Genomic DNA, 26,097 nt, shown 5'->3' on the forward strand with positions numbered 1-26,097 from the left:
CCCGTACCAACACTTCCTGTTGGTGTGGTTGTGGCATCTGGTGTTGAACCGTCAGTGATTAAGACATATTCATAACCACCTGTTTCAGTTGAAGTCGTTGCTGTCCAGTCTAATTGAACTGAAGTTGCTGTTACGTTTGAAGCGGTTAAGCCTGAAGGTTCAATACAACTTGGCGGAGTTGCTGAGGTAATGGTTGGCGAAGATACACAAAATCCCCAACCCCATGCTGAAGATGCATCATAGAAAAACCTATATTGGAAATTACTCAACTGGTTTGCCGTAAAGCCAGATATGTCTAACTCTACACTTGTGATAGATGGTGCAGAAATTGCTGCACACCAATTGGATTCCGTACCACTATTATCAGGCAGTGCTTCCCAGGTCACCCATGCTGAAGTGTCTGCGTCATAGTACTGTAGATCAAAAATATCTCCAAGATTATAATCATAGTTGTAATCTAAAAAAATAAAAGTTTCTCCAGCTGAACTTGCTGGTGTCAAATCAATTACTGGAGATTCGGCAGATAGAATATCTGTTGAACCAGATCCAGCAGCGTCATCATCGTAGCTAAAATTAGCAGATGTTGTAGGGTCATTAAGTAATGAGGTTGCCTCAAAAGTTCCTGATACTGTCCAATTGGTATTGGGCCAATTGGCAGGCTGATTTAAAGTTTGTGAAAACATTGTTGAACCCACAAAGAGGAACAACAACAAAAGTATTTGTTTTTTCATAATGTAAATTTTAAATTAATTTGACCAAATATATAAAATTTTTGTTAAGATTTTAATTATTTATCCAAAAAAAAGCCTGAGACATCTCAGGCTTTTTATAGACTTAAAAATTTACTTACTTTCTAATCTTTAATCACTCTGAAAGTTTGAGAATTTCCACTTATCGAAACTTTCATCAAATAAGTTCCACTACTTAAAGCATCCATATTAATATTTATTGAAGTCTCTTCATAATTATTACTAAATACTTCTTTTCCTAAAATATCAAATACTTGAACTGATTCAATTGGATTTGCCGAATCAATTGTCATAGTAGAACTTACAGGGTTTGGATAGTATTTAAAATTATTATCCGAAAACGCCACCGTTGAAAACACCCCTGCAAATACATCAAAATCAAATGGAACTTCAACATCTACACCATTTTGGCAAGATCCAAATATATCTGATTCTAAAAGCATATACATAGCTCCAGAATCAGCAGCTAAGGTAACACCAGCTAAATCAGTACCATCAACATCAGAGTCATATAATACAGGTGCAGTCTCATCAAAACCATTAAAAACTCTAAAGCGATCGGTTGAACCGGTACCATCTTCAATAGTTCCACCATTAAAAATTACTTCAACAGGAGTTATACTTGGGCTGCCAAAATCTGATGACACAAATAGCCATTCTTTAACTTCATCGTTATCATAACAGTAAGTGTTGTTAACTGAAGGGTCATTAACTACAATAGTTACTGGGGTAAGTGCAGTTGTGAAACTAGTTGGTCCAACCCAGTTACTTACATCTCCAGGGCCACAATCAGCTCTTACATAGAAATCATAAGTTGTTTCTGAAGTTAAACCTGTTGCTGTGAATGGCACACTAACATCTTCAAAAGTTGGCACACCAGTTGGTGGAGTTCCAGAGATAACAACTTCTACATCAAAGTTAGTTTCGCTAGAACCAGCTTGCCAATTCAAATCAGCTGAAGTATCAGTAACTGATAAAACTTCTAAACTATTTGGATCAAAGCAAGTTGGAGCAACTTTTACTTCAAACTCATCTATAAAGAAGTCATAATCTTCAGTATCATCAACAGTACCTTCTGTTCCCCAAAACGCAAACTTCACAGTGCCATTAAAGGATGATAAATCAATTACTTCAACGTCACCTGTTTCACTTGGAAAATCAGATTGATTATAAGTTCTGAGTTCAGTCCAAGTTAAGCCATCATCTTCAGATATAAGAACTTGCACTTCATCATCAGAACCCATTCCATTTCCTTCAGGAGCATTGCCATTATTAAAATCTGTTACTGCTGCAATATACTGTAATATATAATCATCTCCAGACAAGTCAAAAGAAGGGGATATTAACCACTCTTCCTTACCAGTGAAAAAAAGATTGATGTTAACAGAATTATCGTCTCCAGTCCCGTTTAAGAATTGATCATGCAACCATGATGAATTTCCAAAATCAGATGGTCCAGCTGTTGGGTCACCACTTCCAGCTTCATCCCAACAATTAGGAAGAAAAGTATCGAAAGACTCTAAATAATCTGGAACAAAAATGTTACAAGGTGTTGCAAAGAAAAATGGTCCATCAAGTGTACTTATACCGTCAGCTGTACCACAGTCTGCCTCAACATAAAATTCGTATTCTTCAAACTGAGCTAAACCAGTAACATCAACAGAAGTTACACCATCTGGAGTTGAACCAGAAAACTGTGGTGCGTCAACTGTTGGATCTTCTCCTTGTAAGAAAATACTCCAATTGTATCCATTAACAGCATTACCATTGTCTCCCCAATTTAAGGTCACTGATGTTGGCTGTAAGTTTGATACTGACAAGCTGCCAGGTTTTGGACAAGGAGGCGGGCTACATGAGATTACACCAGTAAATAGACTCGTATTATTTGTATTATTTATGTCAGGTTGTAATTCAAAAAATATTTCATCAAATGGATCAATAATTTCTACACCAACTTCATTAATATAATTACCACCATCATTCCAGAACAACTCAAAGTTTGAACCGTCACATAATGAAATAACCTCTGTAAATTCATTACCAGTAGTAAAGGAAGTCCCTAGAGTTGCAACAACAACACCGTTTTGTAAAACATCCATGGTATTACCATTCCAGCCATCTCCAAAACTATCTATAAGATTAAAAGTAAAATCACATTGGTCTGAAACAGGACAACCAGCAGTTGCAAAATTAAAAGGACCAGTAACCAAACTTGTGCCATCAGCACCACAATCAGTTGTTACATAAAAGTCATAAGATGTAGAAGCTGTAAGACCAGCAAGCGTAAAGGTCGTTGCCGCTTCAGAACCAGTAAGAACTGGCGTAGCTGTAGAAGGGTCATCACCAGCTAAAAATAATTCCCAGTTGTAAGATAATGCTGTTGAATTTCCTACCCAGGACAAATCAACGCTAGTATCTCCTATATTAGCAATCGAGATATTGTTAACAGGTAAACAAGCTGGAGCTTCATCTACTGAAATATCATCTAAAGCTATATCACTACCTTGAAAAGTGGTTGTTCTTGTTGCTCTAAATATAAAAGATATGTTTTGACCACTGTAAGCTGTCAAATCTACAAAAGCAACTTTCCAAGGCTCGTTTGATGCGTTTTGTTGTGAGCCATTAAGGATAAGGACATCAGCGTCAACTGTAGTTCCGTTATCAACATCAACAGCTAACGAGCCAACATCTGAACCAAACATATGGTAGAAAAATGAAAGTGTAGGTTGAGTTAAAGTAGATAAGTCAAATGTTGGTGTTTGAAGAACAGCCGTTTGTGTTCCAAAACCAGTACCAGAGTCTGCATAAATATATTGAGACCCACTATTACCTGTTGAAGGCCCAGACACTGTTGAGGGTGTAGAGTCTAAACCTATATTCCATCTGTAATCAAATTCTGGAGATAAGTCTTCAAAACAGCCTTCTCTTACAAACTCAGGGCCAGATCCTTCTGTAGGCGCAAAGCTTTCAAAGTCTTCAACGAATGGAGTTGTAAATGTATCACAATCTGTTTGAAAGGTAGTTGCTGTACCTAAGATACTTAATCCTATAGTTGTTCCACAGTTTGATTGAACATAAAAATCATAAAATGTGTCTGAAGCTAGACCAGTTACATTAGCAGTTAGAACCCCAGATCCTACATTTCCATTAACGATTGGTGTATCAGATGTAACATCAGCTCCTTGATTAAATACAAACCAGTTATAGCCATCTGTTGCTTCAGCAACATCATCCCATGAAAAATCTGCAGTTATATTTGAAACATTATCTAATGTCACATTTTCTGGAACCGGACATGGTGGATTAGTATCTATAACACTAATTCCAAAATCACCAGGCGTGGTGAAACCCCATTGATCAACTTGAACATAATAAGTAGTTCCTCCAGTAAGTCCTGTGAGGTTGATAACTGAGTTAAGACCTACTGTAGTTCCTCCATCTTGGTCACACCCTAACTCTGCACCCATTGTAGTAGGGTCAGCACAGTCAGTTGGTGCATCATATACAGCTATCTCACTATCGATCAAGGTTGCGCCTGCAATGTCTGTAGAAACCTCAACTTCTCCAGAAGCTGGAGCAACAAAGGTGAACCATACAGAGCCGTTAATACCTCCATTAAAACAGGTACCTGCCGGTTCGTCGGTTTGCGGTGTAGCACCTAAGTTTGTATAGGTGTTTCCAGGTGGAATTATACCAACTGTTAAAGGAATAGCATCACATATATCATCATTAGCTGGTGGTAATGGTAAAGTTAAGAAGCTTATCGGGCCTTCTGTTAAAGACAAACCATTTGTGTCACAATCTGAAGTAATATAAAAATCATAATCTACATTATCTGTCAGGCCTGATAGATTTAAAGTTGTTGTGCCAAAAGCAACATTTCCACTTTGAATTGGTGTTGCAGTTGCAGGGTCATCACCATCTAGAAATAACTCCCAATTGTAACCATTACTAGCATTAAAAGATTCACCCCATGTTACCTCTGCAGCATCTACTGTAATATTCGATACTGCAATATTCGTTGGCGATGGACAGGTCGCCAATGTAGAAAAACTTAATGGTCCAGCTAGTTCTGATAAACCATCAGTAGCACCACAATCAGAAATGATATACAAATCGTAATCAGTAAGTTCTGTTAAACCATCTGCAATTCCTGTAGTTGTACCTGCAGCAAATGTCCCAGTAGAAACAGGAGTTGAAGTAGCAGGATCGTCACCTGCATTATAAACTTCCCAAATATAACCATTTGTAGCATTACTAATTAAACTCCAAGACACCTCAGCTTCAACATCAAAGGTTTCTATCAAAGTAAGGTTATATGTTTTTAAACAAGACGGTGCTTCATCGACTTTAAAATCATCTATAGCCATATCACTTTCAAAACCACCACCTTTAACAGCTCTGAATCTTATTCTTACAGTTTGACCTGCATAAGCTGCTAAATCAACAATTTGTTCTATAAAAGGATCAGACTCTGCAGTTTGTTGTTCGCCAGATATTGTAAAGACATCTAAATCAAAACCTGAGCCAGCATCAACATCTACACTTAACGTACCCATATTATTGCCTCGCATATGATACCAAAAGGTTAATGCTGGATCTGTTAATGGCGATAAATCAATTAAAGGGGAAACCAAAAAGGCTTCATCTCCTGATAATCCATTTGAGGATTCTGTAAATATATAATTTGGTGTTGAATTTGCAGCACTTGGACCAGTAGTACTTGATCCAGTTGTTCCAGTTCTTGTTCCCCAAAAGAATCCTGATCCATCGGGTGTTCTTTGCCAGCAATTATCAATGGCATCTCCTGTATTATTAAACCCAGTTCCTGAAGTCCAATTTGCGCCATCAAAATTTTCTGTGATTGGTGCTAAAACTGCTGTACATGGTGTGGTTACAGTAACTACATTAGATAATTCACTTGTGCCATCTACATCACAGTCTGCAGATAAATACACATCATAAGATGTATTATCAGTAAGTCCTGTTACTGTAGTTGACGTTGTTCCAAAAGGCTCTGTACCAGTAAAAACTGGTGTATCTACCGTAGGATCATCTCCTGCATTAAATACAGACCAAGTATAACCATTTGCTGCATTTGGAATTTCGTTCCAATTAATATTAAAAGCATCTGACACAACACCGTCAACAGTAACATTAGATGGAGCTGGGCATAAAAAAACTGTAGTAAAGGTCACTACATTACTTCTCTGGCTTAAACCATCTGTAGCTCCACAGTCTGTAGTGACATAGAAATCATAATTTGTAAGCTCTGAAAGTCCATCTGCATTTGCAGTTGAAACACCAGAAGCAACAGTTCCTGTAGAAACTGGGGTGTCAACATCAGGATCTGCTCCTGCAGTAAACACTTCCCAGATATATCCATTTTGATCATTTGGTGCTAAGTCCCAAGTAAAGTCTGCGGAAGAACCAAATGCCTCTACTAATTGAACATTAAAAGGTTGTTCACAAGTGATATCAATACCGCCTGAAATAACAATTTCAAAGTCAACAACAGAGCCATAAGTAAATGAACCACATGGATCTAATGGTAAAACACCGCCTTCCCACTGCATAACTCTCATTCTTGAGCTACCATTAATAGCATCAGACGGAACTGTTACAGCAAAAGATTGTAAAGTAAAAGGTGCAATTCCAGCTATAGTTCCTATAGATTCTATAGTTTCAAAAAAACCATCACTGTCAAAATCTATCCAAGCTTCACCAACACTAGAATAATTGCCACCACAAGTTCCAAACTGTACATCTACAGTGTAAGAATTACCTGCAATGACGTCTGCTGATTGAGAAGCAGTTAAGTCTTCAACTCCAGCAACACCATTACCAACATTTTGACAACCGAGGTAAGCAATAGTAGCCGTTTCTCCTACCAAATCTACAGATTCTACATTTGTATCAAATGTACTTGATGGGCCGCCATCAGTACAATAATCTTGTGCATTGACTTGCCAGCACGTTACGAGCAAACCGATCAATAGTATTATTTTTTTCATAAGTTAAATGTTTTTTAATTAGGCGTTAAATTTATGAAAAAATTAATTAAAAAAAAACTTCATAATTATTTTAACATAATTTATTTTTTTTAACAACATTCGTTGATTTAATGGTATCTTTTCTATCAAAATTTCTAAGCTTATCACACAAAATAGTTTTAGATTGAAACTCTAATGTCTAAGAAATATCTCATATTTGATTAATTTTTAGGTCGTAATTTTTTTAAAAAAATAGATATTTGTTGCCAAAATTAAAACTAATGTCAAAACACATCTTATTAACGATACTAATACTTAATTTTTCACTTTTTAATAGCTATTCTCAAGCTCCTCAAGGATACTACTCAAGTGCTCAAGGACTTACTGGGTTTCAGTTAAAAACTGCACTCAAAAATATAATTGATGATATTGATGATAGTAGTGGTCTTCCCTTTCACACGCCACAACAATATTCAGATTTATGGAATGCCTATGCTAATACTAATAGTGGTTTTGTTGACAATTATACCAATTTTGATAATGATGGGTTTTTGTTAGACATCTATTCAGAAAATCCAAATGGTATAGATCCATATAATCATAGTTTATTGGTAGATCAATGTGGTAATTTTAATGCTGAAGGCGTGTGTTATAACAGGGAACATCTCTTACCTCAATCTTTATTTAATCAACAACTTCCAATGCGAAGTGATTTTCATTCCACTTTTCCAACTGACGGTCAGGTTAATGGGTATCGCGGGAATCTTCCTTATGGAGAGGTTAGTAACCCGAATTTAACAACACTTAACGGTTCTAAACGTGGTCCTAATGTCTTTCCTGGATATAATGGAAATGTATTTGAACCTCTTGATGAGTTTAAAGGTGATATCGCAAGAGCTTTATTATATTTTGCTGTTAGATATGAAGATGAGATTAACACCTCTGGCTGGGCTGATGCTAATGATAATATATTGAATTCAGACTCTAATCAATTTTATGATGATTGGTATATCGATTTACTATTAAGTTGGCATATCATTGACCCTGTGTCTCAAGAAGAATTAGATCGAAACGAAAATGGATTTAACTTTCAGAATAACCGAAATCCTTTTATAGACAACCCAACTTATGTACAAGCTATTTGGGATGAAAACTTTAGTGCAGATGAATTTCAATCTTTAAAAATCTCTGTCTATCCAAACCCCGTAAGAAGTCAGTTTTTAAATATTGACTCCAAAGGTATTTCAAATCTAAAATTTGAAGTTTATAATATTTTTGGTCAACCTATTTTAAAAGGAATAACATCTGAGAGCAATCATAAAATTTCAGTTCAACAATGGCCTTCTGGAGTTTATATCATTAATTTAAAATACCATAATTTAAATAAAACTATTAAAATCATTTTACCTTAATTAGGGTATATTTGATGCAATTAATGTTAAAAGTTAAAATAAAGCTAAACCATTACTTCCTTTAAGTTTTCCTTGATTAAATCATAACTTTGTATAAAAAAATGCCAACTACAATAAAAGCTTATGGTGCAGAATTTTCTGATGCACCGCTAAAAGAATTAGAAATTAAACGAAGGGAACTAAATCCTAAAGATGTTAAAATAAAGATTGAATACTGTGGCGTTTGTCATAGCGATATTCACACCGTTAGAAATGATTGGGGTGGCAGTAAATATCCAGTCGTTCCAGGTCACGAAATCATAGGAACAGTAGAAGCCATTGGCGATGATGTGAAAGACTTTAAAGTCGGACAAACCGTTGGCGTTGGATGTATGGTTGATTCGTGCAGAACTTGTCCGTCTTGTCAAGACGATTTAGAACAATATTGTGAACAAGGCTCAGTCGGCACTTATAATGGCAATGATAAACATCTGGGCGGACACACATTTGGTGGTTACTCTCAACAAATTGTTGTTGACGAACATTTTGTTTTGAATATTCCTGAAAATTTAGATATCAAAGCAACCGCTCCTTTATTGTGTGCTGGCATCACAACTTGGTCACCTTTAAGCCATTGGAATGTCAAAAGAGGTGATAAAGTCGGTGTTGTTGGTCTTGGTGGTTTAGGTCACATGGGGATTAAATTTGCTAATGCTCTTGGTGCACACGTGGTGATGATTACCCGTTCCAAAGATAAAGCACAAGATGCTAAGGATTTAGGAGCTCACGAAGTTTTAATTTCCACTGATGACAAACAAATGCAGGAACATGCCAATAGTTTTGATTTTCTATTGAACACAATTCCTGTCAAGCACGATATGAACCCTTATCTCGGTTTGCTCAAACGCGATAAAACTATGGTTTTGGTCGGTGCAATTGAACCTCTTGAACCACTGCACGGTGCATCTTTAATTCTAAACAGAAAACGTGTTGCTGGCTCCTTGATTGGAGGCATTAAAGAAACTCAAGAAATGTTAGATTTTTGTGGCAAACACAATATCACTTGTGATGTAGAGATGATCAATATACAAAACATCAATGAAGCTTATGATAGGGTGACGAGTTCGGATGTAAAATATCGTTTTGTAATTGATATGGAGAGTTTGAAGTAAGTCATTATTTCTAAATATCTCTTAACTCCATAAGCCGTTTAACATACTTCCCAATCACATCAAATTCTAAATTTACAGTATCGCCTTTTTCTATATATTTAAAAGTTGTGTGCTCATAAGTATAAGGTATAATAGCGACGCTAAAGGTATTGATATCGCTATCGACGACTGTCAAACTCACGCCGTTGATAGTGATTGAACCTTTTTCTATGGTAAGGTTTTTCTGTTCGATATCATATTCAAACCGATATATCCAACTGCCATTTTGTTCATCAGCTTCAATGCAAATTGCGACTTGGTCAATATGACCTTGAACTATATGACCGTCAAGACGAGAATTAAGTTTCATCCCGCGTTCTAAGTTTAAATAACCTCCTACTTTTAAAGTTCCTAAATTGGTTTTGTTGAGAGTTTCATCTATTGCGGTTACACGATAAGCGTTTTTTGAAGCATCAACTGAAACAACGGTTAAACAAACCCCGTTATGTGAAACACTTTGATCTATCTTGAGCTCGGTTGCTAAATTTGCTTTGATGTCAAAATGAATATTTGTGTCCTCTTTTTCAATATTAATGACTTGACCAATTTCTTCTATGATTCCTGTAAACATATTGCAGATTTATTTAATTATCTTTGCCCAGCAAATTTAATTGAAATAAAAAGTATAACACTTTTAAAACGATACATTAATTTTTATTTAGCTTTCATTGACTTCAAAACTTATGGTAAATAAAACTACACATTCTCAAAATAAACTTCCAAAAGTTGGCATTAGCATTGGCGACATCAATGGAATTGGTTCAGAAATTATTCTAAAAACTTTTGAAGATGAACGGATGTTGGAGTTTTGCACACCTGTAATTTTCGCTCATTCTAAAATGTTGTCTTTTCTCAAAAGACATTTTAAATTGAATTTACGATTTCAAGGTATCAGCTCGCCTGACAAAGCAATAGAAAAAAAAATTAATGTAGTCAATGCTTGGAAAAACAATCCAAAAATAGAATTTGGTCAAGAACATAAAGCTGCTGGAACATTTGCTATAAAGTCCTTACGTGCTGCAGTTAATGCCGTTAAAACAGGACAAGTAGATGTTTTGGTCACCGCACCGATTCATAAAAACAATATCCAAGCAGACGACTTCAATTTTCCTGGTCATACTGATTTTTTGGAACAAGAATTTGGTGGCAAGGCTTTAATGTTTATGGTTTCTGAAACAATAAAAGTTGGATTACTAACCGATCACATTCCCGTTAAAGATATTTCAAAACATATCACACCAGCACGGATTAAACAAAAAATTCAGACTGTAAAACAATCTTTAAAACAGGACTTTCAAATAGATGTTCCAAAGATTGCTGTCTTAGGTATCAACCCACATACAGGCGATAATGGTGTAATTGGCAAAGAAGACGACGAAATCATCAGACCAACCCTATCAGAAATCAACAAAACCGAACATTATGTTTTTGGTCCCTATGCGGCAGATAGTTTTTTTGGATCCAAAAATTATAAAAATTTTGATGCCATCATTGCTGCCTATCACGATCAAGGTTTAATTCCTTTTAAAACCTTATCATTTGGACAAGGTGTAAATTTTACGGCAGGCTTAAATTTCATCAGAACTTCACCAGATCACGGTACAGCATTTGACATTGCTGGCGAAGGCAAAGCAAATGCAAACTCATTTACTCAAGCGGTTTTTGAAGCTATTAAAATTTATAAAAACCGAGAAGAATACAAGCGTTTGACAAAAAACCCTCTAAAAATTAAATAAAAACGTGCCATAAAATTAAGTTTTAATCCTTATAGTTTATAAATATTTTTTATATTTGCAAGCTCAAAATTGATGTAGTGATGTTGAATCTTGAAGATTATGCCATTCATTTTGTAGGGCTTAAAGAAGGTAAACATCAATTTGAATATAAGATAAATAACACGTTCTTTGATGAGTTTGATTACCAAGAATTTTCAAAGTCAGATATTCAAGTTGAGGTTACTTTGATTAAGAAAAATACACATCTTGAATTTGACTTTCATATTAAAGGTAAAGTTGAAGTAGAATGTGATTTGACTTTAGAACATTTTGATTTACCCATTGAAAACAGCTTATATTTAGTTGTAAAATTTGGAGACGAATATAAAGAAGTTGACGAGGAATTATTATTTATTCCACACGGACAATATGATTTTCAGATTGAACAATTTATATATGAATGTGTAGCTTTGTCAATACCTCAAAAAAAAATACACCCTGGAGTAGAAGATGGTACTTTAGATTCTGAGATTCTTGAAAAATTAAATCATCATAGCATAGATAGAGAAAAAGATTTAAAAAATAACGAAACAGACCCACGTTGGGATAAACTAAAAAAATTACTAAAAGATTGAGTTATGGCACATCCTAAAAGAAAAACATCAAAAACGCGTAGAGATAAAAGACGCACACATATTAAAGCCGAAATGCCTCAAATTGGCACAGATCCAACTACTGGTGAAGCACATCTTTACCACAGAGCACATTGGCACGAGGGTAAATTATACTACAGAGGACAAGTTTTAATTGACAATACCGAAGATGTTGGAATAGAGTAATATCACCTATAAAATTTTAATTCAAACTCCGTTTCAGAATATGATTTGAAACGGAGTTTTTTTTGTTTATATCATACATTTTTAACAATTTGAATGAATAATATCGTTAATAAAAAGATGAAAGTAGAATACAAACATATATTTTAAAGAACTTTTATGAGACATTCAAAATAACATTCGGTATTATACATTAATTAATTTTATCATAAACACTTATATTTTAAAAGGAAAATAAATTAAAATCTTAAAGATATTAACTATTTTAGTCAAAGATTTTTAAATATGGTCTCAAATAACATAGAATTGACATTAAAAACCCTACCTGAAAACCCTGGAGTTTATCAGTTTTATGACAAAAACGGAAAACTACTATACGTCGGCAAAGCCAAAAACCTTAAAAAACGTGTCAATTCCTATTTTACAAAATCTCACGATTCCAGACGGATTGAAGTCATGGTTAAAAAAATAACCAACATTAAACATATTGTAGTCAATTCTGAAGCTGACGCCTTACTTTTAGAAAACAATCTTATCAAAACTCGTCGCCCTCGGTTTAATGTCATGCTTAGAGACGACAAAACTTATCCTTGGCTCTGTATCAAAAACGAAAGATTTCCAAGAGTTTTTTTGACTCGACGCGTCATCAAAGACGGTAGCGAATATTATGGCCCTTTTCCTAGCTTAAAAACTGTAAAAATCCTACTCGGCCTCATCAAAGGTCTCTACCAAATACGAACTTGTAAATACGATTTATCAGAAACCAAAATAAAAGCAGGAAAATATAAAGTCTGCTTAGAATACCATTTAGGAAATTGTCTCGGGCCTTGTGAAGCTTATCAAACCGAAGAAGATTATAACCGTCAAATTGAATCGGTTCGCCAAATTGTTAAAGGCAATTTTAAAAGTTCGCTAAAAGCCTTTAAACAACAAATGAAAGACAAAGCCGAAAATCTTCAATTTGAAGAAGCCGAAAAAATCAAACGTAAAATAGAAAGCCTTGAGCGTTATCAATCCAAATCTACTGTTGTCAATCCAAAAATCAGTGATGTTGATGTGTTTTCTATTGTCTCTGACGAAAGTTTTGGTTATGTCAATTTTCTACAAGTCGTTCACGGAGCAATAATCAGATCACATACTATTGAAATTAAAAAGAAACTCGACGAAGACGACAAAACTCTACTTGAACTTGGCATTGTAGAAATTCGCCAACGCTTTGAATCGCAATCCAAAGAAATATATGTCCCTTTTGAAGTCAACCTTGGTGAAGATGTGCAAGTGGTGATTCCAAAATTAGGCGACAAAAAAGCACTAATTGATTTATCTCAACGCAACGCCAAGTATTTTAGAATAGAGCGATTTAAAACCATGAAAATCGTTGACCCTGAACGACATACCAAACGTTTGATGACACAAATGAAAAAAGATTTGAGATTACCTAAAGAGCCACGACATATCGAGTGTTTTGACAATTCAAACATTCAAGGCAGCAATCCTGTTGCCGCTTGTGTGGTGTTTAAAAACGGAAACCCGTCAAAAAAAGATTATCGCAAATTTAATATCAAAACCGTTGAAGGACCAGACGACTTCGCCTCTATGGAAGAAGTGGTTTTTAGACGTTATAGAAGACTTTTAGAAGAAGACGAAAACCTGCCACAACTCATCGTGATTGATGGTGGCAAAGGTCAACTTTCTTCTGCTGTTAACGCACTTGACAAATTAGGTTTAAGAGGACAAATATCAATCATAGGAATCGCCAAAAAATTAGAAGAAATTTATTTTCCAAACGATAGTATTCCTCTATATTTAGACAAAAAATCTGAAAGTTTGAAAATCATTCAACAACTAAGAAACGAAGCCCACAGATTTGGCATCACCTTTCACCGTCAAAAACGAAGCCAACAAGCCATAGAAACCGAATTAGAAAACATCAAAGGGATCGGGCAAAAAACAGCTTTAGATTTATTGAAAGAATTCAGATCTGTGAAACGCATAAAAACCGCTAATGAAGAACAATTGATAAAAATTGTTGGTCAAGCCAAAACAAAACTAATCAAAGATTATTTTTCTGAAAACTAAATGAAACTAAAACTATACATCTCTATATTTTTTATCTGCATAAGTCTGTGCAGTCAAGCTCAAACAGACACAATTCGCCCAAAAGTAGGCTTGGTATTAAGCGGTGGCGGAGCAAAAGGCTTAGCCCATATTGGGGCTTTAAAAATGATTGAAGAAAGTGGCGTAAAGATAGACTACATTGCTGGCACAAGTATGGGTGCGATTATTGGCGGACTTTATGCGTCAGGTTACAACGCAAAACAATTAGATTCGATTTTTAGCAAAACCGATTTCTCCAAACTCATCAGGGATGAATTACCACGTGACGCTAAAACCTTTTATGAACGTGAACAATCTGAAAAATATGCAATTTCATTCCCATTTGATAACTTCAGTCTAACACTTCCCACTGGAATTTCAAAGGGACAAAATATTTACAATTTATTGGCTCAACTTACACAGCACGTAAAAACCGATGATTTTAGTGAACTCAAAATTCCTTTTTTTTGCATTGCCACTGACATAGAAACAGGACAAGAAGTTGTTTTAGACCACGGCAATCTTGCTCAATCTATTTCTGCCAGCGGTGCCATACCAACCTTCTTCAGACCTGTAGAAATAAATGGACAACTACTTAGCGATGGTGGTGTAGTCAACAACTATCCCGTTGAAAAATTAAAACTCAAAAACATGGACTACATCATTGGCGTTGATGTACAGGATAGTTTATACCCTCGACAAAAACTTAAAAGCGGTTTAGAAATCATGACTCAGGTTAGTAACTTTAGAACCATTAAAGCTATGAAAACCAAACGACAAAAAACCGATGTTTATATCAGACCTGATATTAGAAATTTCAATGTAATGTCTTTTGAAGATGGCGAAACTATAATAAATGAAGGTCTTATTGCAGCCATAGAAAAATATCCTGAACTTGAAAAACTCGCATCACTTCAAAATCATCCTAAAATTGAAAAAAAACCTGTAAAAATTATTGATTCTATTTACATTGACGGTATCCAAATCATTGGCAACAAAACCTTTCCAAGAAATTATATCAGGGGAAAACTACAAATAGAAACACAACAAAAAATCGCTTACGATGATTTAAATAATGGTTTGAATAATTTATCAGCCACTGGAAATTTTAATCGTGTAACCTATAATATCGAATCAGATAACAACAATCAAAATTTAATCATTAAAGTTGAAGAAAATGAAAACAAAACTTTTATAAAACTCGCAGCCCATTATGATGACTTATACAAAAGTGGGTTGTTGGTTAATCTCACTCACAAAAGCCTTTTTCAAACCAACGACGTCACAAGTTTTGACCTCATCTTAGGTGATAATATTCGCTATAATTTTGATTATTTTATCGATAAAGGAAAATATTGGAGTATCGGTCTAAAATCGAGTTTCAATCAATTTGATGACAATGTTGATTTTGACTTTATTCAAGAAAATTCAAACATTGGTGATTTTAATGTTAACCAAATTAATCTCAAAATAGATGATTTTACTAACCAAGTTTATATAGAAACTTACCTCTTTAAAGATTTTAGATTCGGACTTGGTTTTGAACAAAAAGACATTAACGCCAAAACAGAAACAATTATCGATGACCAAAGCAACACCGATAATGCAACCGTTATTCAAGACTCTAATCTATTGAGTACATATACTTATATTGACTTTGATAGCTTTGACGATAAGTTTTTTCCTACCAAAGGAGTATATTTTAGCGGAGATTTTCACTTTTATTTTAATGACTTAAACAGCAATGGAATCAGTGAGTTTTCTATAGTTAAAGGTCAAATCGGTTATGTTACAACGCCATTGGAAAAATTAACCACTCGTTTTTCTTCAGAGTTAGGCTTTAGACTAGGTGAAGAAGATGTCAGTAGTCTTAATTTTTTTCTCGGTGGCTATGGCAATAAAACCATCAATAATTTCAGACCGTTTTACGGTTACGACTTTTTTAGTGTTTCTGCCAATAGTTATATGAAAGGTATGATAGAAGTTGATTACAATTTTTACACTCAAAACCACTTGATTTTAAGTGCCAATTATGCCAATGTCGCAGAAGATATTTTTTCAGATGGCGAATGGTTTAGCTCTCCCGAATTTAGTGGCTATGCTATTGGTTACGGTTGCAAAACTATCTTTGGTCCAATTGACGTCAAATATTCATACTCGCCAGAAACAGGAGATAGTCATTGGTTTTTTAGCTTAGGCTACTGGTTTTGAATTAAAGATGATTTTAAAGATATCTCTTTTTTAATTTATTTTTATTCACGATATTTGAATAAATTATAAAAATTATGCCTTTTTATCATAAACTTGGTAAAATACCACACAAACGCCATACTATTTTTAAAAAACCAGATGGCAGTTTGTATTATGAACAATTGTTTGGCACCATAGGTTTTGACGGGATGTACACCAATTCTTATCACATACATCGACCTACTCAAGTAAAAGCTATACAATCCCAAAAGTCAGTAGCACCCAAAATTGCGGTTAAAAACAACTTAGAATCTTTACGCTTAAAAGGGTTTCAGCTCAAACCAGAAGCCGATTATTTAGACAGTAGAAAAGTTATTATGCACAATAGCGATGTCAATATAACCCTTGCAGCACCTCAAGAATCTACCGATGATTATTTTTATAAAAACGCCGATGCTGATGAATTGCTTTTTATTCATGAAGGAAGCGGAAAACTAAGAACTCATCTTGGAAATCTCGATTTCAAATACGGCGACTATTTGCTTATTCCTCGTGGGATGATTTATAAAATCGAATTTGACACAAAGGATAATCGCTTGTTTATTATTGAATCTACCAGACCAATATACACACCCAAACGCTATCGCAACTATTTTGGGCAACTGTTAGAACATTCACCGTTTTGTGAACGAGACCTCAGAGCACCACAAGATTTAGAAACCCACGACGAAAAAGGAGATTTTATCATAAAAGTCAAAAAACAAAACGACTTGTTTGAAATGGTTTACGCCACACATCCATTTGATGTGGTAGGCTACGATGGTTATAATTTTCCTTATGCATTTTCTATACACGATTTTGAACCCATAACAGGTAGAATACATCAACCACCGCCAGTGCATCAAACCTTTGAAACCGATGCTTTTGTGGTTTGTTCATTCTGTCCAAGATTGTTTGATTATCATCCAGAAAGCATTCCAGCACCATACAACCATTCTAATATAGACAGCGATGAAGTCTTATATTACGTTGATGGCGATTTTATGAGTAGAAATGACATAGACCGCGGACATATTTCATTGCACCCAGCTGGCATACCACATGGTCCACATCCAGGTGCAGCAGAACGAAGCATTGGCAAAACCAAAACTGAAGAACTCGCCGTAATGGTAGATACCTTTAAACCTCTTCAAATCACTGAAGTTGGTATGAAATTGTCTGATGGCACTTATTATAAGTCATGGTTGGAATAAAATAGCTTTTAGCCTCTATCTGTTAGTTTTTAGACTATACAGCTTGGAATTAGATCAAGTAATGAGAAATTAAAATATAGCAGAAAATATATTATGTATGAATAAAGACCAAGAAAGTATCAAAAAAGCTTTTCAGTTGTTTGAAACTGGAAAAATCGATACTTTTGAAGTTGGCACAACAGAAGGACTTTTGCAAATTCATAAATATATATTTGATGGTTTGTATGATTATGCTGGAAAGATTAGAGAAAAGAATATTTCAAAAGGCATAAAACAATTATACTATTATGAAGGCTATAGAAAAGATGATGAGTAATAGAAAAAAACAACTTAAAACTTGAAACTTATAAACTGATAACCTTATAAACTCAATACAATGAAAACAGATACAACAAGCTTAAACTTACCCGTAGAAAATCCAGAAGCCGAAGATTTTTTACCCATTTTAGGAACCGATTTTGTAGAACTTTATGTCGGCAATGCCAAACAAGCCGCTTATTATTACCAAACCGCTTGGGGCTTTACGCCTATTGCTTATGCTGGCTTAGAAACTGGAAAGAAAAATACAGTCTCTTATGTTTTACAACAAGACAAAATCAGATTAGTATTAACCAGTCCGCTTGAACCTGGAGGAGATATCAACGCCCATATCAACAAACACGGCGATGGCGTCAAATATATTGCCCTTTGGGTGGACGATGCCACAAAAAGCTACGAAGAAACCACTAAAAGAGGTGCAAAAGCTTATTGCGAACCACACACCATTGAAGACAGCAATGGTAAAGCCGTGATTTCAGGCATTCACACCTACGGTGAAACTGTTCATCTTTTTGTTGAACGCAAAGATTATCACGGACCTTTTTTGCCAGGCTATAAAGCTTGGGATAACCCTTACACCACAGAATCCACAGGAATTAAATACATTGACCATATGGTGGGTAATGTAGGTTGGAACGAAATGAACAAATGGTGTGAATTTTATGCCAATGTTATGGGATTTGCACAACTCGTATCTTTTGACGACAAAGATATCTCAACAGAATACACCGCCTTGATGAGTAAAGTGATGAGTAATGGCAATGGCCGAATCAAATTTCCTATAAACGAACCTGCTCACGGTAAAAAGAAATCTCAAATTGAAGAATACATAGATTTTTATAACGGTGCTGGTGTACAACACATTGCAGTAGCTACTGACAATATTATTGAAACAGTCAACAGCTTAAGAAACCGTGGCGTAGAGTTTTTGAGCGTCCCTGAAGTTTATTACGAAGATGTTTTAGACCGCGTAGGAGAAATAGACGAAGACCTTGAGCCACTAAAAGAGCTCGATATTTTAATCGATAGAGATGATGAAGGTTATTTATTGCAAATTTTCACAAAACCCGTCTTAGATAGACCAACCATGTTTTTTGAAATCATACAAAGAAAAGGTGCAAAATCTTTCGGAAAAGGCAATTTCAAAGCCCTTTTTGAAGCTATAGAAAGAGAGCAAAATTTAAGAGGAACTTTATAGATAATGTAGCAATTTGAAAATGAAAAATAAATAAATCAATAATTAATTTTTAAAAAAAGTTCCTTCCCAATGAGAAGGTCAGGATGGGAAAATGAATAATCTAGATAACAAATCTTGGGAAAAAGCCCAAAAAGACGACCAAAACAGCGTTATTCTCGATGTGAGAACACCAGAAGAATATGAAGAAAAACGCATTCCAAATTCAACGCTTATCAATGTGCAAGACGCTCAAAAATTTGTAGAGGAAATAGAAAAACTTGACAAATCAATTGCCTATTTTGTATATTGCAGAGCTGGAAGTCGCAGTGCGATGGCATGTAATATCATGGAACAATTAGGTTTTAAAGATGTATCAAACCTCGAAGGTGGCATCATAGAATGGCATGGAGAAGTTGAAGGATAGCTGTTAGTCGGTAGCTGGTAGTTGGCGGTAATAAGAAAGTTGAAAATTCTTAGATGTTTTATATTATCAAAGTAATAAATTGATAAGTTCACTTTGAGTGTTTTGGCATCAAAACTTTGCGTCCTCTACATGAAATCTTAAGTATAAATAGTCATATTTGAATAATAAAATCAACACAGAAACAGCATAACAATAGCATTATGAAACATTTTAAAATTAGCCTAGTTTTAATCCTTTTACTAAGCATAGGCTGTAAAGAAAAAGCCAAATACTCTAATATCACGATGATAGATAGTAAGGAAATGAAAACCATGCTCAAAAATGATGAAGTTCAGCTGGTTGACGTTAGAACCGTTAAAGAATTTAATGAAAATTATATCGAAGGGGCACACAATATTGTTTATGATGATAACTTCGACAAAAAGCTAGACACTTTAAACAAAGACAAACCCATTATCGTATATTGTCGCTCAGGAAGAAGAAGTGCAAAATGTGCTAAAATTCTTCAAAAACAAGGCTTTTCAAAAATCTATGACTTAAAAGGTGGTATTACGCAGTGGATGAAGGAAGGGAATACAATTAAAAAGTAAAAATCAGTTCGTATTTTCTACAAATATTATTTTAAAGTCTTACTCATTCATCGTAATTTGTTACTTTTATCAGTATAAAATTTGAATTTCTTTAAAACAAGTAGAATATTATGCTCATAAAAGTCTATGGCAGTGCTGTTTTTGGTGTTGAAGCCACCAATATCACAGTAGAAGTCAACGTGGATTCTGGCATCGGTTACCACTTGGTAGGTTTGCCTGATAATGCCATAAAAGAAAGTAGTTTTAGAATTCAAGCCGCATTGAAAAACATCGGTTTAAAATTCCCTGGCAAAAAAATAACGGTCAATATGGCACCAGCTGATTTGCGTAAAGAAGGCTCTGCTTATGATTTGACTTTAGCTCTGGGTATTCTTACCGCTTCATCACAAATCAAAGCACCAAACATTGACGAATATATCATTATGGGCGAATTGTCTCTCGATGGTGGTTTACAACCCATAAAAGGAGCTTTACCCATTGCCATCAAAGCCAAAGAAGATGGGTTTAAAGGTTTTATCTTACCAAAACAAAATGCTAAAGAAGCCGCTATTGTTGATGGTCTTGAAGTTTATGGTGTTGAAAACATCACTGAAGTCATCAACTTTTTTGATAAAGGTAAAACACTCGAACCAACCATTCTCAATACGAGAGAAGAATTCTATAAAAACTTAGAACATCCCAAATTTGATTTTTCAGAAGTTAAAGGTCAAGAATCCATAAAACGCTGTATGGAAATTGCAGCCGCTGGCGGTCATAATATCATTATGATTGGTCCGCCTGGTTCAGGCAAAACGATGCTCGCCAAACGGCTACCCAGTATTCTTCCACCTATGACACTTCAAGAAGCTCTTGAAACCACTAAAATCCATTCGGTAGTTGGTGGTGTAAAAGAAAACACAGGTTTAATGGCAAACCGACCTTTCCGAAGTCCACATCATACCATTAGCGATGTTGCTTTGGTTGGTGGCGGTGCTTATCCACAACCAGGTGAAATTTCTCTTTCGCATAATGGTGTCTTGTTTCTTGATGAACTCCCAGAATTTAAACGCTCAGTGTTGGAAGTGATGCGTCAACCTTTAGAAGATAGAGAAGTCACGATTTCTAGAGCAAAATTTACAGTAACATATCCGTCAAGTTTTATGTTAGTCGCCAGTATGAATCCGAGTCCTGGTGGTTATTTTAACGATCCTGATGCACCTGTTACTTCATCGCCTGCCGAAATGCAACGCTATCTCAGCAAAATCAGTGGTCCACTACTCGACCGTATTGATATTCATATAGAAGTCACGCCAGTGCCATTTGATAAACTCAGCGAAGAACGCCGAGGCGAAAGCAGTGCTGAAATTAGAGAACGCGTGACCAAAGCCCGCGAAAAACAAGCTGAACGATTTAAAGATATTGACTATATTCACTACAATGCCCAAATGGACGTCAAACAAATTAGAAAGTTTTGTGAGCTTGATGAAGCCTCAAAAACTTTACTTAAAACCGCTATGGAAAAACTCAACCTATCTGCTCGTGCATATGATAGAATTCTTAAAGTCTCCAGAACCATAGCCGATTTAGAAAATGAAGATAATATTTCTAATGCACATATCAGTGAAGCAATTCAATACCGCAGTTTAGATAGAGATGGTTGGTTAGGTTGATTGAATTTTAGCTTTTAATGCTTTGAGTTAGATTTAAATATTTTAGAGCTAAATTTAAAAAAATTCTTGTTAATTTCATTAAATACTTTACTTTTGCAATCCTATTCTTGAATGAGAGTATATTTTAAATATTGGTCCTATAACTCAGTTGGTTAGAGTATCTGACTCATAATCAGAAAGTCCCTGGTTCGAGCCCAGGTGGGACCACAAGTACAAACCTCATCTATATTGATTGTCAATTAGTTGAGGTTTTTTGTTTATCTAAAGGGGACGGATTTGGGGGATTTTTATTTTAGTAAAAGTTCTTAATCATATTCATAATCAACAGAACTTAATTGATAAGTTGGAAGGTAGGGATTTCCATAACTTGTAGTTCTTCCAGTTTCGGATATTAAATGTAATTCTTGTTTTGCTCTGGAACAGATAACATATAGTAGTTTTTCTGCAATATTAGGTGTGCTATCATTTCTGTTTGGTAAAATATTTTGTAATAATCCAAAAGCTATAACTGTATCAAATTCCTCCCCTTTTATACCATGACAAGTATTTACTACAACCCCCTCCTCATGTTTGAACATTTTTCTAAAACTATCTATATCTTGTGCTAAATCAAAATCAGGATTTGCAAGTCTTTTTTCTGCTCCATCAAAAAAGGAATCCCATTGAAGTTGCAAATGTTCATTGTTAGAAATATCGACTTCAATTATTTGAAATAATTGTAAAAAACTGTCTTCTAAATATTTTAAACCATTCTGTTCATTTGAAACTATGGAATTTATTGTTTTCAGTAGCTTTTTTGACTTAAATTCAGAATCTTCAAAAACTATTACTCCATAATCTTTTAACTCATTCACAAGTTCCGTTGCCCATCTTTTTCTTGTTAAATATGTTTTGGGAGAAGGGGATACAAGGAATAACCTTGCAACCTTAAACCAAATGTTTTCTCTATTTTTTAATAATGGAGAAAGTCCAACAGCATCAAACTTTATTTCGGGCAATAATGATTTCAACCTCCTACCCATAGGAATAACCATATACCAAGTAGGGGCTAATACACAAATTTCATGTTCGGGAATACCTGCATTTATTCTTTCTCTAATGATATTTGCTATGTATTCAACTAAATCATCTTTATTTACAGAAAAGTTGTATGTAATTGTTGCTATATCATCAGCGTTTGAACCAAATGCCTGTATGTCAATATCTGATGTTTGGTAGTTTTTATAGTAATCAATGACTTGTTGATTACTTCTGTAATTGCCCGATAATTCTTTGTTTGAAAAAGAGACTTCAAACTCGGATTCAATTTCAGAATGTAATTTTGCAACACCACCCAAAGAGCCATATATTGCTTGGTCAGCATCTCCTACAATAAACATATTACAATTACCCGATGCTCCTTTCATAATTTCAGCCAATATAGCATACTGTAATTGTTGAGTATCTTGATATTCATCCACACAGATAAACTGGAATAAGTTTTTTAGTGTTTCTGATATTTTGGGATAAGATATTAGCAGTCTATGTGAATAGTGCAGAATTTGGTCAAAGTCAATCAGTTTTTCATTAGCCAGTATCTCATGGTATTCATCTATTAAATCTATGTAGGCAGTTTCTTCTTTCTCTCCATTGGGTAAATATCTCGTTGAAACAGAATCCCAATAATTTAATCCATACTCTTTTTTTAATTCATTAATTATATTTTCTGAATTATATTCATCAGATATAGAGTAACCATTTTTTAATTCATCCAAATAACACATATAGGGTCTCAAAATCCATTCTAAACAAAAAGAATGAATTGTTCCTGCCCATAAGTTTGAATCATCTGCATCAAGGTTTCTCAATCGTTTCTTTATTTCATCGGCTGCACGATTTGTAAAAGTAACAGCTATGATAACCTTTTTTGAACTTGATAACCTTTCTAATTCATAAGCAATCTTGTAGGTCAATGCACGAGTTTTACCACTTCCTGGACAAGCTGTTAATAGTACATTGCCTGGCTCAATTACAGCCTCTCTTTGTTGATTATTTAATCCTTTGAGCATCTAATAAGGATACTAGTTTAGTTAGTATATCATCAGGTAATTTTTTCGTGTAAAAAATTACGGCTTCTTCAAGGTCAGTTATTTCCTTAACTTGTTTTAAAAGACCCAAGTAATCGTTCTCGTCATCTTCATAATGAAATTTACTTAAAGACTTTAACCTATATAAAGCGATTGACAAAAGGATATTTCTGTTGATTTTAGAACAAGCAAACGATATAGCTTTTAAAATATATTCAGGAATAACGGTAAGATTGTCAATGTTATCAGAAATCATTATTGCGAACCAACCCTTACCAAATTTTTCTGCTAATCTTAAAACTTCTTTGCCTGAAACGGATACGCTTTCATTATCTAATAAATCTGAAATCTTCTTAATATCCGATTCTCTTGAATATTCTTTTTTTATTGTTTCCTTAATTTCAAAAGCATTATTAGCCAGTAAGAAATCAACTTCAAATGTATGTTTTGCATAAAAAGGATGCAAAAAGGTATTCCCTTCACAAAAAGTATCTAATTTGGATTTTCTACCCTTTCCAGATTCCTCCGATTGCCTACAAGATTTTTGATATTCAGTATCATTTTTAGATTCTTCGGGTAATTCAACAATTGAAATATCGTTATCTGTTATAATGCTACAATGTCTATGAACCCTATCATTGTGGAATAATTGGGCAACATTTTCAAATCCTGTACTTCCTATGTTAATGATGGATACACCGAGTTCATCTAAAGAAACCCCAAAAACCTTTTTTACTAAAACAGGAATCAAAATATGTTCTGCATCTCCTTCAACCAAAATCACACCTTTTGCAAAGAGTAAATTTGTTCTATTCGCATCCAAATACCTTTCAAGTTTTACTATTTGATTTTTTTCAAGTTGATTAGCGGGATTATAAACCTCTGCCTTTTGTTTTTCCCTTCCTAAAATATTCATTGAACTAATAGCAGATACCGAAGAAACATGGGTAGAATGTGTTGAAATAAAAACTTGTGTTTTCTCTTTGTCTAATTTATCAAACAGCGTTTTTTGTATGTGTGTATGGATATGTGCTTCGGGTTCTTCAATCAGAATAAAATTTGCAATTTTATTTTCTCTCTTTACCTTTTCAAATTCCAATAATTTAAGGGAAAGATAGATGAGGTTTGCTCCCCCCAAACTCAATTCCCACAATCTGCCTTCATAACCTTCTTCATCAGGGTCTCCGACCCATAATTTTAAAGATTGAAGTAATCTTTCCATTTCTGAAGGAAGTTCAGACTTTATGTTAATATTTGGAGCGTAAGTATCTCCAACGGCTTCTTTAATGGTTTGTGAAATTCCTGATGAAACAGCTCTTACCTCATCCAATTTTGAAATATCATCATTTAGTTTACTGACTTGCCCTTCTATTTCAGTCTTTTTCTCTATGGAAATGCTTTTTTCTTTATCCCTTAAAAGGTTTAGCAAAGGATTATCTCGGTAAGAACGCAAGTCTGTTTCTACATCCCTAAGTGCTTTGGCAAAAGTACAAGCAAATTCATTAGGTATTGAGATGCTATAAATTTTTACTCCGTATATATCCGTTTTTTCTTCATCGGGGTCAGGAAATTCAATTTTTTCAAAATCGCCAACATACATTGAATAATTTTCATCATTTGAAAAGTCAATATTTCCTCTGCCTGTAAAAACAGTTTCGTAATTATTTAGTGTAATTCCATCTAATAATTGTTCAAGTTCATACTCTGTCTTTTCCTCATCTTCTGAAAGTTCATACAATGCTCTCCGAATGTCAATTCTTGGGCGAAAAAATAATGAGTATGTACCTTTGGCATTTTCATATTCATCTACCACTCCAACTTTGTGCATTGCTATTGATTGGGCTTCTTCACTTGAATCTAATTCATTAAATTCTATTTGAATAATAATCCAATGTCCTTTCCAACTCCCAATAGACCTATTAAAATCTGTTTCAAAAAAACGGACTATTCTCGGCATATTCTCATCAATCAAAAGGCGTATTGCCTGAAATAAATTCGTTTTTCCTGAACCATTTTCTCCGATTATGGTATTCACACCTTTATTGAACCGTAATGATACATTACGAAAGTTTCTGAAATTTCTTATTGATAATTTCGATATATACATATTCTTTCTTATTTCTCAAACTTAATATCCGTACTCCAATCCGTATAAAAAACAACCTTGTCGGCTTCTGATTTATCTTTTGTGATATATACGATAATATCCGAATCATTTCTCCATTCAGAAAAATACCAATGACCATCTTTGGCTTGGTTTCTCCAATCTGTTTTCATTACTATCCAATTGGCTTCCGATTTGTCTTTTGTTTCATAAATGATGTAATCCGCCTCATTTTTATTTTCTGTAATGAAAATTTCTTGGGAGTAGCATTTAACCCCTGTAAATAAGATAAAAACAAAGAAATACAGTAGTTTAGGCATTGTTATTTAATTTT

Annotated in this window: 18 protein-coding genes, 1 tRNA gene and 1 pseudogene; 14 read left to right on the top strand and 6 right to left on the bottom strand. The window is 34.5% G+C overall.

All coding sequences use genetic code 11. The annotated features are described in order from the left end of the window. Window positions 1-731: pseudogene (locus ACSSV5_RS10415) on the bottom strand (FG-GAP-like repeat-containing protein); the annotation flags it as partial. A gap of 122 nt (window positions 732-853) precedes the next feature. Next, window positions 854-6,763, bottom strand: coding sequence for a fibronectin type III domain-containing protein (locus ACSSV5_RS10420; RefSeq protein ID WP_454245819.1), 5,910 nt, complete (start codon window positions 6,761-6,763; stop codon window positions 854-856). A gap of 260 nt (window positions 6,764-7,023) precedes the next feature. Between ACSSV5_RS10420 and ACSSV5_RS10425 the strand changes: the two genes are divergently transcribed. Beyond that, a complete protein-coding gene (locus ACSSV5_RS10425; protein ID WP_454245820.1) occupies window positions 7,024-8,154 on the top strand; it encodes an endonuclease in 1,131 nt (376 codons plus the stop codon). A 101-nt stretch (window positions 8,155-8,255) separates the two neighbouring features. Next, a complete protein-coding gene (locus ACSSV5_RS10430; protein ID WP_454245821.1) occupies window positions 8,256-9,305 on the top strand; it encodes an NAD(P)-dependent alcohol dehydrogenase in 1,050 nt (349 codons plus the stop codon). A gap of 10 nt (window positions 9,306-9,315) precedes the next feature. Here ACSSV5_RS10430 and ACSSV5_RS10435 read toward each other — a convergent pair whose 3' ends face one another. After that, window positions 9,316-9,915: a riboflavin synthase gene (locus tag ACSSV5_RS10435; protein WP_454245822.1), complete on the bottom strand. Its 600-nt coding sequence runs from the start codon at window positions 9,913-9,915 to the stop codon at window positions 9,316-9,318. 112 nt (window positions 9,916-10,027) lie between these two features. Between ACSSV5_RS10435 and pdxA the strand changes: the two genes are divergently transcribed. The 12 genes from pdxA to ACSSV5_RS10495 all read left to right on the top strand — a co-directional run bounded on the left by pdxA (window position 10,028) and on the right by ACSSV5_RS10495 (window position 21,800). Next, the gene (pdxA, locus tag ACSSV5_RS10440; protein ID WP_454245823.1) at window positions 10,028-11,080 is read left to right on the top strand and encodes a 4-hydroxythreonine-4-phosphate dehydrogenase PdxA; all 1,053 of its coding nucleotides are present in this window, start codon (window positions 10,028-10,030) and stop codon (window positions 11,078-11,080) included. An 80-nt stretch (window positions 11,081-11,160) separates the two neighbouring features. Continuing rightward, a complete protein-coding gene (locus ACSSV5_RS10445; protein WP_454245824.1) occupies window positions 11,161-11,694 on the top strand; it encodes a YceD family protein in 534 nt (177 codons plus the stop codon). Window positions 11,695-11,697: 3 nt separating this feature from the next. Next, window positions 11,698-11,898, top strand: coding sequence for a 50S ribosomal protein L32 (gene rpmF, locus ACSSV5_RS10450; protein ID WP_454245825.1), 201 nt, complete (start codon window positions 11,698-11,700; stop codon window positions 11,896-11,898). 282 nt (window positions 11,899-12,180) lie between these two features. Further along, complete coding sequence (gene uvrC, locus ACSSV5_RS10455; RefSeq protein ID WP_454245826.1) at window positions 12,181-13,974, top strand: excinuclease ABC subunit UvrC; 1,794 nt, start codon at window positions 12,181-12,183, stop codon at window positions 13,972-13,974. Continuing rightward, window positions 13,975-16,203 (top strand): patatin-like phospholipase family protein, encoded by a 2,229-nt coding sequence (locus tag ACSSV5_RS10460; RefSeq protein ID WP_454245827.1) that lies wholly within the window; start codon window positions 13,975-13,977, stop codon window positions 16,201-16,203. Window positions 16,204-16,277: 74 nt separating this feature from the next. After that, window positions 16,278-17,435 (top strand): homogentisate 1,2-dioxygenase, encoded by a 1,158-nt coding sequence (locus ACSSV5_RS10465; RefSeq protein WP_454245828.1) that lies wholly within the window; start codon window positions 16,278-16,280, stop codon window positions 17,433-17,435. Between the two features lie 97 nt (window positions 17,436-17,532). After that, window positions 17,533-17,751 carry a hypothetical protein gene (locus ACSSV5_RS10470; protein ID WP_454245829.1) on the top strand — a complete coding sequence of 73 codons (219 nt, stop codon included), beginning with the start codon at window positions 17,533-17,535 and terminating at the stop codon, window positions 17,749-17,751. A 60-nt stretch (window positions 17,752-17,811) separates the two neighbouring features. Further along, complete coding sequence (hppD, locus tag ACSSV5_RS10475) at window positions 17,812-18,951, top strand: 4-hydroxyphenylpyruvate dioxygenase (protein WP_454245830.1); 1,140 nt, start codon at window positions 17,812-17,814, stop codon at window positions 18,949-18,951. 91 nt (window positions 18,952-19,042) lie between these two features. Then, window positions 19,043-19,354, top strand: coding sequence for a rhodanese-like domain-containing protein (locus tag ACSSV5_RS10480; protein WP_211066566.1), 312 nt, complete (start codon window positions 19,043-19,045; stop codon window positions 19,352-19,354). Window positions 19,355-19,554: 200 nt separating this feature from the next. Further along, the gene (locus tag ACSSV5_RS10485) at window positions 19,555-19,944 is read left to right on the top strand and encodes a rhodanese-like domain-containing protein (protein ID WP_211066567.1); all 390 of its coding nucleotides are present in this window, start codon (window positions 19,555-19,557) and stop codon (window positions 19,942-19,944) included. 110 nt (window positions 19,945-20,054) lie between these two features. Beyond that, window positions 20,055-21,593 (top strand): YifB family Mg chelatase-like AAA ATPase, encoded by a 1,539-nt coding sequence (locus ACSSV5_RS10490; RefSeq protein ID WP_454245831.1) that lies wholly within the window; start codon window positions 20,055-20,057, stop codon window positions 21,591-21,593. Between the two features lie 133 nt (window positions 21,594-21,726). Further along, window positions 21,727-21,800 (top strand) — tRNA-Ile (locus ACSSV5_RS10495). Between the two features lie 98 nt (window positions 21,801-21,898). On the opposite strand, the gene ACSSV5_RS10500 is transcribed toward ACSSV5_RS10495, so the two are convergent. The 3 genes from ACSSV5_RS10500 to ACSSV5_RS10510 are packed head-to-tail and all read right to left on the bottom strand — an operon-like array spanning window position 21,899 to window position 26,083. Continuing rightward, on the bottom strand, window positions 21,899-23,641 hold the full coding sequence (locus tag ACSSV5_RS10500) for a UvrD-helicase domain-containing protein (RefSeq protein WP_454245832.1): 1,743 nt from the start codon (window positions 23,639-23,641) through the stop codon (window positions 21,899-21,901). Further along, window positions 23,622-25,766, bottom strand: coding sequence for an AAA family ATPase (locus tag ACSSV5_RS10505; RefSeq protein WP_454245833.1), 2,145 nt, complete (start codon window positions 25,764-25,766; stop codon window positions 23,622-23,624). The genes ACSSV5_RS10500 and ACSSV5_RS10505 overlap by 20 nt, the downstream gene beginning before the upstream one ends. A gap of 8 nt (window positions 25,767-25,774) precedes the next feature. After that, the gene (locus ACSSV5_RS10510) at window positions 25,775-26,083 is read right to left on the bottom strand and encodes a DUF6150 family protein (protein ID WP_454245834.1); all 309 of its coding nucleotides are present in this window, start codon (window positions 26,081-26,083) and stop codon (window positions 25,775-25,777) included. Window positions 26,084-26,097: the final 14 nt, after the last annotated feature.

The sequence above is a fragment of the Psychroflexus sp. MBR-150 genome, assembly GCF_053628795.1.

Excerpts from the sequence above, each read along its gene's own strand:
- ACSSV5_RS10420 (WP_454245819.1), bottom strand. The coding sequence starts at position 6,763 with ATGAAAAAAATAATACTATTGATCGGTTTGCTCGTAACGTGCTGGCAA.
- ACSSV5_RS10425 (WP_454245820.1), top strand. The coding sequence starts at position 7,024 with ATGTCAAAACACATCTTATTAACGATACTAATACTTAATTTTTCACTT.
- ACSSV5_RS10430 (WP_454245821.1), top strand. The coding sequence starts at position 8,256 with ATGCCAACTACAATAAAAGCTTATGGTGCAGAATTTTCTGATGCACCG.
- ACSSV5_RS10435 (WP_454245822.1), bottom strand. The coding sequence starts at position 9,915 with ATGTTTACAGGAATCATAGAAGAAATTGGTCAAGTCATTAATATTGAA.
- pdxA (WP_454245823.1), top strand. The coding sequence starts at position 10,028 with ATGGTAAATAAAACTACACATTCTCAAAATAAACTTCCAAAAGTTGGC.
- ACSSV5_RS10445 (WP_454245824.1), top strand. The coding sequence starts at position 11,161 with ATGTTGAATCTTGAAGATTATGCCATTCATTTTGTAGGGCTTAAAGAA.
- rpmF (WP_454245825.1), top strand. The coding sequence starts at position 11,698 with ATGGCACATCCTAAAAGAAAAACATCAAAAACGCGTAGAGATAAAAGA.
- uvrC (WP_454245826.1), top strand. The coding sequence starts at position 12,181 with ATGGTCTCAAATAACATAGAATTGACATTAAAAACCCTACCTGAAAAC.
- ACSSV5_RS10460 (WP_454245827.1), top strand. The coding sequence starts at position 13,975 with ATGAAACTAAAACTATACATCTCTATATTTTTTATCTGCATAAGTCTG.
- ACSSV5_RS10465 (WP_454245828.1), top strand. The coding sequence starts at position 16,278 with ATGCCTTTTTATCATAAACTTGGTAAAATACCACACAAACGCCATACT.
- ACSSV5_RS10470 (WP_454245829.1), top strand. The coding sequence starts at position 17,533 with ATGAATAAAGACCAAGAAAGTATCAAAAAAGCTTTTCAGTTGTTTGAA.
- hppD (WP_454245830.1), top strand. The coding sequence starts at position 17,812 with ATGAAAACAGATACAACAAGCTTAAACTTACCCGTAGAAAATCCAGAA.
- ACSSV5_RS10480 (WP_211066566.1), top strand. The coding sequence starts at position 19,043 with ATGAATAATCTAGATAACAAATCTTGGGAAAAAGCCCAAAAAGACGAC.
- ACSSV5_RS10485 (WP_211066567.1), top strand. The coding sequence starts at position 19,555 with ATGAAACATTTTAAAATTAGCCTAGTTTTAATCCTTTTACTAAGCATA.
- ACSSV5_RS10490 (WP_454245831.1), top strand. The coding sequence starts at position 20,055 with ATGCTCATAAAAGTCTATGGCAGTGCTGTTTTTGGTGTTGAAGCCACC.
- ACSSV5_RS10500 (WP_454245832.1), bottom strand. The coding sequence starts at position 23,641 with ATGCTCAAAGGATTAAATAATCAACAAAGAGAGGCTGTAATTGAGCCA.
- ACSSV5_RS10505 (WP_454245833.1), bottom strand. The coding sequence starts at position 25,766 with ATGTATATATCGAAATTATCAATAAGAAATTTCAGAAACTTTCGTAAT.
- ACSSV5_RS10510 (WP_454245834.1), bottom strand. The coding sequence starts at position 26,083 with ATGCCTAAACTACTGTATTTCTTTGTTTTTATCTTATTTACAGGGGTT.